Origin of the sequence: Thioclava sp. UBA3469 (assembly GCF_002378135.1) — a bacterium.
Classification (GTDB): domain Bacteria; phylum Pseudomonadota; class Alphaproteobacteria; order Rhodobacterales; family Rhodobacteraceae; genus Thioclava; species Thioclava sediminum.
The window spans coordinates 1-8,196 of record NZ_DFRG01000042.1; the positions used below are offsets into that span (position 1 = coordinate 1).

The following is an 8,196-nucleotide window of genomic DNA, read 5'->3' on the forward strand; positions in this document are numbered from 1 at the left end:
GCGGTCGAAGATGTCGATCTCGGGGCGGGTCACCTCGCCATGGACGCAAAGCGGCAAGCCGATCTCGGCCATCTTCTCCAGCACGCCGCGCACCTTGTCGAAATCGCGCACGCCCGAGTCCGAGTTCGTCGTGGCGCCCGCCGGATAGAGCTTCACCGCCTTGACCAGACCGGAGGCTGCGGCCTGCGCCACATCCTGCGGATCGGTCTTCTCGGTCAGGTAGAGCGTCATCAGCGGCTCGAAATCGCTCCCCTCGGGCAGCGCCTTCAGGATGCGCTCGCGATAGGCGGCGGCATCGTCACCGCGCACCACGGGGGGCACGAGGTTCGGCATGATGATCGCGCGGGCGAAATCACGGGCGGTTTCGGGGGCGACACCTTCCAGCATCGCGCCATCGCGCAGATGCAGGTGCCAGTCATCGGGGCGGGGCAGGGTGATCGTGCTCATGAAAAAAGTCCTTAGCCCGAGGCTGCGTGCAAATCCAGAGGGAGCGCGCATGCCGCGCTGCAGCAATTGCATGGCGGGGATGCGGAGATGGCGGTACCACTGGCAGCAAGGCTGACCTAAATTCAGTGCCAAGGGAGAAAACGACCTGAACGCTGAACCTCAGGAGGTTTCCAATGGCATTCGTTACCACCGCCCATGGCGAACAATCGATCTTTGCCCGTATGGGCCACGCAATCGCACAAGGCCTCGTCGCCTATATGGAGCGCCAGTCGCGCCAGGAGCAGATCCGTGCGCTCGACGCGAAAAGCGACGCCGAACTGGCCGATATGGGTCTGACCCGTGACGGCATCGTGCGCCACGTGTTCCGCGACCGCTTCTACATCTGATCGCGGTTCGGGGCGCTCCGGCGTCTCGCATTGAAAAAGGGCGTGCCCAAGCCGGGGCGCGCCCTTTTTACGTTTCAGTCTCTCGTTCGGGGCTCAGGCCGCGCCAGCCCGTTCTTGTGGCTCCGGCAACTCGACCCCCTGCTCGGCGAGCTTCTGGGCGAGCGCCTCATAGCGGTTGCGGAATTTCGGACGGTTCTGGCTGGTCCCGACTGCGCGGCACAGGATCGCTTCCAGCACCGGGCGGCGCGCTCGGCGCAGGTGGTCGACCAGCCGGATCACGTAGCGTTTCGAGAGCCGCCGGGCGCGGAAGAAGGTCCAGAACAGGGACGGGGTCAGCTTGCCCGCGCCCGCAGCGATCAGAACCTCGTCGAGAATATCCATGTCGAGCAGCCCCGCCGCCGGGTCCGGGCCGATATGCCGGCACGGCATCAGCGACACGCAAGGTCGCGCGAACAGCGCTGCGTGCATCGCGTCGAGCCGCTCGAACGGGTCATAGAAGACGAAGGCGCGCTCCACGCCGTCGAGCATTTCGGGCGCGAAGCCGTAGCGATCGGTAAAGGACATGCGGCGGGTCTGCGGGAACCGGTCATCCCAGCCCGCGAGTGTCGGGTCGAGCGTTGCCTGCGGGGCGAGCGCGACCACCGTGGCGCCGGGTGCTGCGACCGAGAAGGCCGCCGCCGCGTAGCCGCCGGGGCCCGCGCCGTAGAACACCACACGGTCGAAATCCTCGAAGAAGGCCTCGTCGACGAGACGGTCGAAATAGGCATAGATGGCGGGGTCGCGGAACCAGCTCTCGTCCGAAGCGATCACGCTGAGTGCGGACCAGCCCTCATCGCGGGCGATCTTGTAGCCGAAGGGCAGGGCTTCGTCGCGATCGGCCTCGATCTGCGCTCGGGTCTCGAAGCTGACGATCAGGACGGGCGAGTCGTCGTGGAACAGCACTTCGTGATTGGCGCCGAGCGGCTCGTGATAGCCGGTCTCGTCCGCGATCGCTTCCAGCCGTGCACGCCAGTCCGTGTCTGCCTTGTTCACCTTCGCCTCTTTTCAGCTTTCGTGCGCGCTTCGCTTGCTGCGGGCGCGGGCGGGACACCGCCAGTTCTGCTCAACCAACGTATCACCGCAAGAAAGGGGCACAAATAGGAGCCAAGCGAGGAATCTGCCGCCACATTTCTTAATGGGCGACAATCGGCCTAATCAGCTGCGTTTGTTCACGGGTTCTCGGTAATCGCCGCTTTTGCGAGGCGAACCATGAGTTTAGCGGCTTGCGGCGAGAGCGGGCGGCTCGGCGGACAGAGAAGAAGCCTGCCAAAAAGCGCGCGATACGGCTCCTCGCGCAATAGCGTGCGGGCCTTCGCTTTGCGCCACATAACTGCCTTATTGTGCAGGCCGGGCAGGTCGGAATCGGCGGTCAGCTCGGCAAGGGCGGTCTGCGTGCCCGCATCGTGGCGACGAATCGAATCGTCCTCGGCGTCCGAGAAATTGCGTTCCACCCAGTAGGACATGTCGAAGGCCCCGGCCTGTCGGTTCGACCGGCCGCGGTCGCATTTCACGAGGTAGCCCTCCATAGACCCAAGCGGATAATGGTTGAGCTGCACAAGGTCGTAGGGCGCGCTGCCGGGCGGGGTGAACAGCTTCTGGCGCTGATAGTGAGGCGGCAGCTTGCGCCCCGATCCGTCGACCCAGAGCGTGCCCGCCAGCTTGTCGTCCTGCGGCGCACGGGGGCGGTGCACACCGAGCTTCCCATAGGCGCCGGTATTAGCAAACAGCGTCTTGAACATCGACGCGCGCCACGGCCAGAGCATGTCCGGCGGCGCGCAGCGGGGGAACTGTTGCGTGACGGGGCGATCCTCGAAACCGACCACGCCGCAATTGCCGAACAGCCGCCATGTCATCGCGAAAGCGGTCGCCTGCGGGACGGCCTCGATCAGCGCGTCCAGCGTGCCGTCGCCGGTCTTTATGGTGACAAATTCGTCAACGTCGATCACCGCGATCCAGTCGGCCTGAGCCACCAGCGGATGCGCATCGGCCTGTTTCAACGCCGCCCATTGCGGGCCTTCCTTCCACGGGCCGGGATTGGGCACATGGGTCAGCCAGCCGATTTCCTGCAGCCGATCCAGCATCGCATCGGTGCCGTCGTCGCAGTCGTTTGAAAAGACAAGGAAATCCGTGAAGCCGATGGCCCGGTGATGGGCCAGCCATTCCAGCAGAAACGGGCCTTCGTTCTTGACGGATGTGATCGCGAGCGCACGCATTGCGCCACTGTAGTGAGGCCGCGCGCGCCCGCAAGTGTCTGGGATCACACGGCGACGTGGCGCGGCAGGGCGGCCACGCTTGCCGCGATCTCCTCGGTGCCGTCGGTCAGCTCGAGGATTTCATGGCTGATCTCGGGCGTGTCGATCAGCGCGGCCAGCACAGCCGCGACATGGCCGCGCGCGACCGAGCCGTAATCGAGCGCATGGGCCAGCGCGACGCGCCCGTCGCCCTCTTCATGGAGAAGCGTGCCGGGGCGCAGGATGACATAGTCGAGCCCGCTCGCCACCACGGCGGCATCGGCCGTCTTCTTCGCCAGCATGTAATGCTCGAAGCCCGGCTTGATCTCCTTGCCGCGCCCGGCATCGGGGAAGGCGGAGACGAGGTAGAGCCGCGGCACGCTCATCCGGTTCATCGCGGCGATCACGTCGAGCGGTGCCTCGCCATCGATCCGGGTGGTGCGTTCCAGCCCGGAGCCCGCAGCCCCCGCCGAGAAGACCACCGCGTCGTGGCCCTCGAACATCGGTTCGAAATCTCCCGCCGTCAGCTCCATCAGGTCGCCTTGGACGGGCGTCGCACCCATCGCGCGGAGGCTGTCGGCCTGCTCGGATTTGCGGTGCAGCGCGGTGACCTCGTGTCCTGCCTCGATCAGAAGCGGGACCAGCCGATGCCCGACGCCGCCTGTCGCGCCGATGATGAAAATGCGTGCCATGTTTTCGTATCCTTTCCTTTTCTCGGAGAGCTAGGTCAGGACGCGCAGGGGTAAAGGCGCCGCGCTTAGTGCGTGGCCTCGTCGGGGGCGTCGACGGTGAAGAAGAAGTCGTGGGGCAGATCGCGGGCGTGCAGATCGTCGGGGATCACATGCGGGCCGGTGTTGAACACGGCCGAGCCGAAGACATGCAGCATCCGCGAGAGCGCTTCGAACCGCGCGGACGTCAGGGTCTCATAGAACTCGCGCTGATCGGGGCGCGCCATCAGTTCCTTGATCTTCGCGCGGTGGCAGGCGACGGAATGGTGATGCGCGGCGGCGATCTCGGGATCGGCCATCATCCGGTCGAACTCGGCGCGAGCCGCAGGCAGCATCCGCTGGATCGAGCGATCCTCGACCGCATTGTGGTTCATCCGGAACCAGTAGTTCAGCCCCTGATCGCGATCGACATGGTTCACCCGGCCCCGGTCGCGCTTCACGAGGAAGCTCTCGGCCGAGCGCACCGCGTAATGGTTCAGCTGCACCCAGTCATAGCCATAGGTGTCGAGCGTCGAGCGCCAGCCATTGCGAAACATCTCGCGCGGCATCGGCTTGCCCGAGCCGTTGAGCCAGTTCACCTGATCCCAGAGGTCCGGGTTCAGCCCCTTGGGACGATGCACGCCCAGCTTCTTGTAGAGCGCGATATTACGAAACAGCGTCTTGAAGCCCCAGGCCTGATGCGGCTTGCGTACGATCTCGGGGGCGCAGCGGGTGAATTGCCCGGTGATGAAGCTGTCCTCGTATGCATGGACATCCGCATTGCCGAAGAGCCGCCAGGTGAGCGCGATCATGTTCGCCTCGCCCATCGCCTGATACAGCGATTTCAGCGTGCCGTCGCCGATCTTCACATTGATGAACTCGTCCACATCCATGCAGATCGACCAGCCCGCCTTGGTGATTACCGGCTCATTCTCCGCCGCCGCCAGCGCCGCGTGCTGCGGCTTCATGTCGACCATCGTGCGGAACGGGTTCTCGCGGTGCTGGACGTAGCCCTTGGCCTGCAGCAGATCGAGCATCGTATCGGTGCCGTCGGTGCAATCGTTGGTATAGACGAGGAAATCGTCCACGCCGATCGCGCGGTGATAGGCGATCCATTCGAGGATGAAGGGGCCTTCGTTCTTCATCGTGGTGACGATGGCGGTGCGGCCTGCCTCGACCGCTTGGGCGGGGGCGTCCTTCACCTTGGAGACCGGCGGGCGCACCGGCTTGAACCCCCAGATGTCGCGCGACAGGTGCAGCAGGCGTTCATCCTCGACCAGCGAAGTCTTGGGGGCCAGTTCCGCAGGCGAGGTTCCCGGCACCCGCAGCGCCATCGCGCGCCAGAAACCGTAGGTCAGCCCCGGATCGGGGCGACAATAGCTGACGCGCAGCAGGCGCCATGTATTCTCCAGCCCGGCCTTTTGCGGCGCGCAGCCCCAGCGCGCGATGCCGCGCCGCGCGTCGAACTGGCGGCAGATATGGTCGGGGAAGCGCGCGGGCTGATCCTTGCGCACGCGCCAAGGGTAGATGCGGCGGCCCGCCAGAAGGATCACGCCGTTCTCGGCAGCCTGCGTGGCTTCGAAGGCCGAGGGCTGCCCCGGCTCGCGCGCGGCCAGCAGATCGGTCACGTCGAGCACCAGCACCGAGGCCGCCTTCGCGAAGAAGCGCCATTTCGCGATCTCGAAAATCAGCGCCTGACCCAGAGGGCTACGCTGCGGATCGGGGGCAGGCGGCTCCATCCGGTCTTTGCCGGGCGCGTCGGGCGCGAGGAAGACATGGTTCTCCGGCCCCTGATCGGGTTTGCCGAGCGGCAGCGGGCTTTCCAAGATCGCCACTGGCAGGTCCAGCTCGCGCAGCGCCATGCCCGCTTCCAGTGCGTCGGCGAAACTCTCGCCGGTGCCTGCGGGGCTGTCCTCGGGTGCGCGGTTCACGATCACCGCGCCTGTCGCGCCGTGATGGTCGTGATGCCAGCTCAGCCAATCGAGCACCGTCTCGACGCTCTCCTCCAGCCGCAGCCCGAACAGGCAGTTGCGGCCTTCGAAAATCTCCCAATCGGGGGCGGCGGGGGTAATCTCGCGCAGGCTTGGCCCGTCTGGCCCGGTCATCGCGGCCTGAATCGGGCCCGGCTCGGTCGGCTCGTAGATTGCCATCACCGCGCCCGCGACATTGCGCCCCTCGGCCAGATGCGCAGCTCCGGGCACGGCATCGAAGCTCAGATCCTCGGACTGCGAAGGGGCGGCGAAGAAGGCGCGCAGATGGTGACGGGGCCCGAGATCGGTGTCCTCGGTCCAGCCCACCGCGTCGAGCAGCGCGGGCTTGCCCGTCTGCGCCTGCATGATGCGCCGGATCACTCGTTGCTTGCCCATATCGATCTCGAAACTGCCTCTCGTTCCAACTAGCACGCAGGGGGTGACGCGATAAAGAGCGCGCAATTGCCGGCAACCCGATTCCGGGCCGCGCCTGTCCGGGGTTCGATTTCGCCTCCGAACGGGGCGATTTCGCGCGGTGGGAATGGCGAAACCGGGGCAATCGCGGAGGAGCACGCGCAAGACCGGATGGGACGGGAAGAAAAAGGCGCTGAAAGTTCGATCGGGGCGACTCGCTCGCGTGATCGCGCCGTGTGTCTTGAGAGCCCGAAAAGACAGGTCCGAAGGCGGGGTGTCAGGCTTCTGGTAAGGTTTTCCTCACACGCGGCTCACCGACCCTGCCAGAAACGTGACCATTGGAACAGTTTGTCGCAGTTCAAACCGGATGAATTTTGACCTAAGTCAAGTTCAGCACACGGATACTCCCATATCACAAGTGCATCGGGTTCTTGATCTCCCTGACGCGGCCCAAACCGCACAGAACCCGACCAGAGGAACAGACGTTCTCCCTCGTCTCTTCCCCAAAATGCGCCGCGGGTCTCCCTCCCGCGGCGCTTTAATTTTTCCTCCCCTCGAAATGCACGAGCCACCCGCGACGGGCCATGAAAAAACCCTCCCGGTGAGGGGAGGGTTCAAACCATCTCGCGATGCTCTGGCGGTTATTTCGCCGGCGCGATCATCATCACCATCTGGCGGCCTTCGAGCTTGGGCATGTTCTCGACCTTGCCCAACTCGCCCACATCGGTGCGGACGCGGTTGAGCAATTCGAGACCCAGATCCTGGTGCGCCATTTCGCGACCACGGAAGCGCAGGGTGACCTTCACCTTGTCGCCGTTCTCGAGGAACTTCACCACGTTGCGCATCTTGACGTCATAGTCGTGCACATCGGTGCCCGGGCGGAATTTGACTTCCTTGATTTCGATCGTCTTCTGCTTCTTGCGGGCTTCGGCTTCGCGCTTTTGCTGTTCGTATTTGAACTTGCCGAAATCCATGATCTTGCAGACGGGCGGATTGGCGTTGGGCGAGATCTCGACGAGATCGAGCCCGGCCTCTTCGGCCATGGTCATCGCTTCGCGCGGGGTAACCACGCCGACATTCTCACCCTCGGCACCGATCAGGCGGATCTCGGTCGCACGAATGCGGCCGTTCACTCGGGGGCCGGTGTCACGGGTCGGCGGGGCGTTATGGGGTCTGCGGGCTATGGTGGGAATCCTTCTGTAGCCATTGAGTAATTTCGGGCGGAAAAGATAGTCCCGAGTGCCGCCGTATTCAACCGCAAAGGCACGGGAACCAGGCAGGGAGGAAACGCGTTGTGTCCTGCCGGGCAGGGCAAAGGCGTTTGCGGCGCATTAGCGGTCCGTATGCGTGGCTGCGCCCAGTGGTCGAGACGGGGTGGATAGCGCCCGCAGAGAGAGACAATTAAGGGAAAAAGCGTGATGAACAAGATTGTGGCAGCGGCGATCGTGGTATTGGCGGTGGCCGCCGGATTGATCATCCTCAATACCGATATCACGGACTCGCCCGACGCGACCGATACGACGACAAACGCAGCGGCTGGCGCTGAGACTGGCGACAAGAGCATGGCCGACAAGGCCAGCGATGCGGTGAAGTCCGCGGGCGAGTCGGTGAAGGCCGCCGCTGACAAGGCGAGCCAGGCGGCGTCCGACGCGGCCGATAGCGTGAAGGAAAAGGCCTCGGGCGCGATGGATGCGGGCTCGAACGCGGCGGCGGATGCCGCGGATGCCGCGAAAGAGGCTGCGCAGAGCGGAGCCGATCAGGCACAAAGCGCCGCCACCGACGCCGCCCAAAGCGCTGCCGACACCATCTCGAAAGCGACCGAGACCGCGCAGCAGGCGGCGGGCGACGCGAGCGACGCGGCCAAGGATGCCGCCTCGGCTGCAAGCAAGGCCGCGACAGCCACGATGGATTCCTCAAGCGATACGGCCAGCGCGGCTGCCACCGATGCCGCGAAGGCTGCAACGGCGGCGGCGGAAGCGGCCGCGAAAGCTGCGAATGCGGC

7 protein-coding genes and 1 pseudogene are annotated in these 8,196 nt (G+C 64.9%); 2 read left to right on the forward strand and 6 right to left on the reverse strand.

Annotation, left to right across the window (positions count from 1 at the left end):
* Nucleotides 1-447 (reverse strand): amidohydrolase family protein (locus B3D39_RS03155; RefSeq protein ID WP_286789369.1); only part of this gene is annotated, 447 nt, incomplete at its 3' end.
* Nucleotides 448-620: 173 nt separating this feature from the next.
* On the opposite strand from B3D39_RS03155, the gene B3D39_RS03160 reads away from it, so the two are divergent.
* Nucleotides 621-833 carry a DUF1127 domain-containing protein gene (locus B3D39_RS03160; protein ID WP_078605716.1) on the forward strand — a complete coding sequence of 71 codons (213 nt, stop codon included), beginning with the start codon at nucleotides 621-623 and terminating at the stop codon, nucleotides 831-833.
* Between the two features lie 93 nt (nucleotides 834-926).
* Here B3D39_RS03160 and B3D39_RS03165 read toward each other — a convergent pair whose 3' ends face one another.
* The 5 genes from B3D39_RS03165 to infC all read right to left on the reverse strand — a co-directional run bounded on the left by B3D39_RS03165 (nucleotide 927) and on the right by infC (nucleotide 7,378).
* Nucleotides 927-1,865 carry a phosphoadenosine phosphosulfate reductase gene (locus tag B3D39_RS03165; protein ID WP_274963700.1) on the reverse strand — a complete coding sequence of 313 codons (939 nt, stop codon included), beginning with the start codon at nucleotides 1,863-1,865 and terminating at the stop codon, nucleotides 927-929.
* A 176-nt stretch (nucleotides 1,866-2,041) separates the two neighbouring features.
* Nucleotides 2,042-3,085, reverse strand: coding sequence for a glycosyltransferase family 2 protein (locus B3D39_RS03170; protein ID WP_274963701.1), 1,044 nt, complete (start codon nucleotides 3,083-3,085; stop codon nucleotides 2,042-2,044).
* A 44-nt stretch (nucleotides 3,086-3,129) separates the two neighbouring features.
* On the reverse strand, nucleotides 3,130-3,795 hold the full coding sequence (locus B3D39_RS03175; protein ID WP_274963702.1) for an SDR family oxidoreductase: 666 nt from the start codon (nucleotides 3,793-3,795) through the stop codon (nucleotides 3,130-3,132).
* A 65-nt stretch (nucleotides 3,796-3,860) separates the two neighbouring features.
* Entirely contained in the window at nucleotides 3,861-6,176 is a 2,316-nt protein-coding gene (locus B3D39_RS03180) for a glycosyltransferase family 2 protein (RefSeq protein ID WP_286789370.1), read from the reverse strand.
* Nucleotides 6,177-6,835: 659 nt separating this feature from the next.
* Nucleotides 6,836-7,378, reverse strand: a complete 543-nt coding sequence (gene infC / locus B3D39_RS03185; RefSeq protein WP_078549943.1) for a translation initiation factor IF-3 — start codon at nucleotides 7,376-7,378, stop codon at nucleotides 6,836-6,838.
* A gap of 234 nt (nucleotides 7,379-7,612) precedes the next feature.
* Between infC and B3D39_RS03190 the strand changes: the two are divergent.
* Nucleotides 7,613-8,196: pseudogene (locus B3D39_RS03190) on the forward strand (hypothetical protein); the annotation flags it as partial.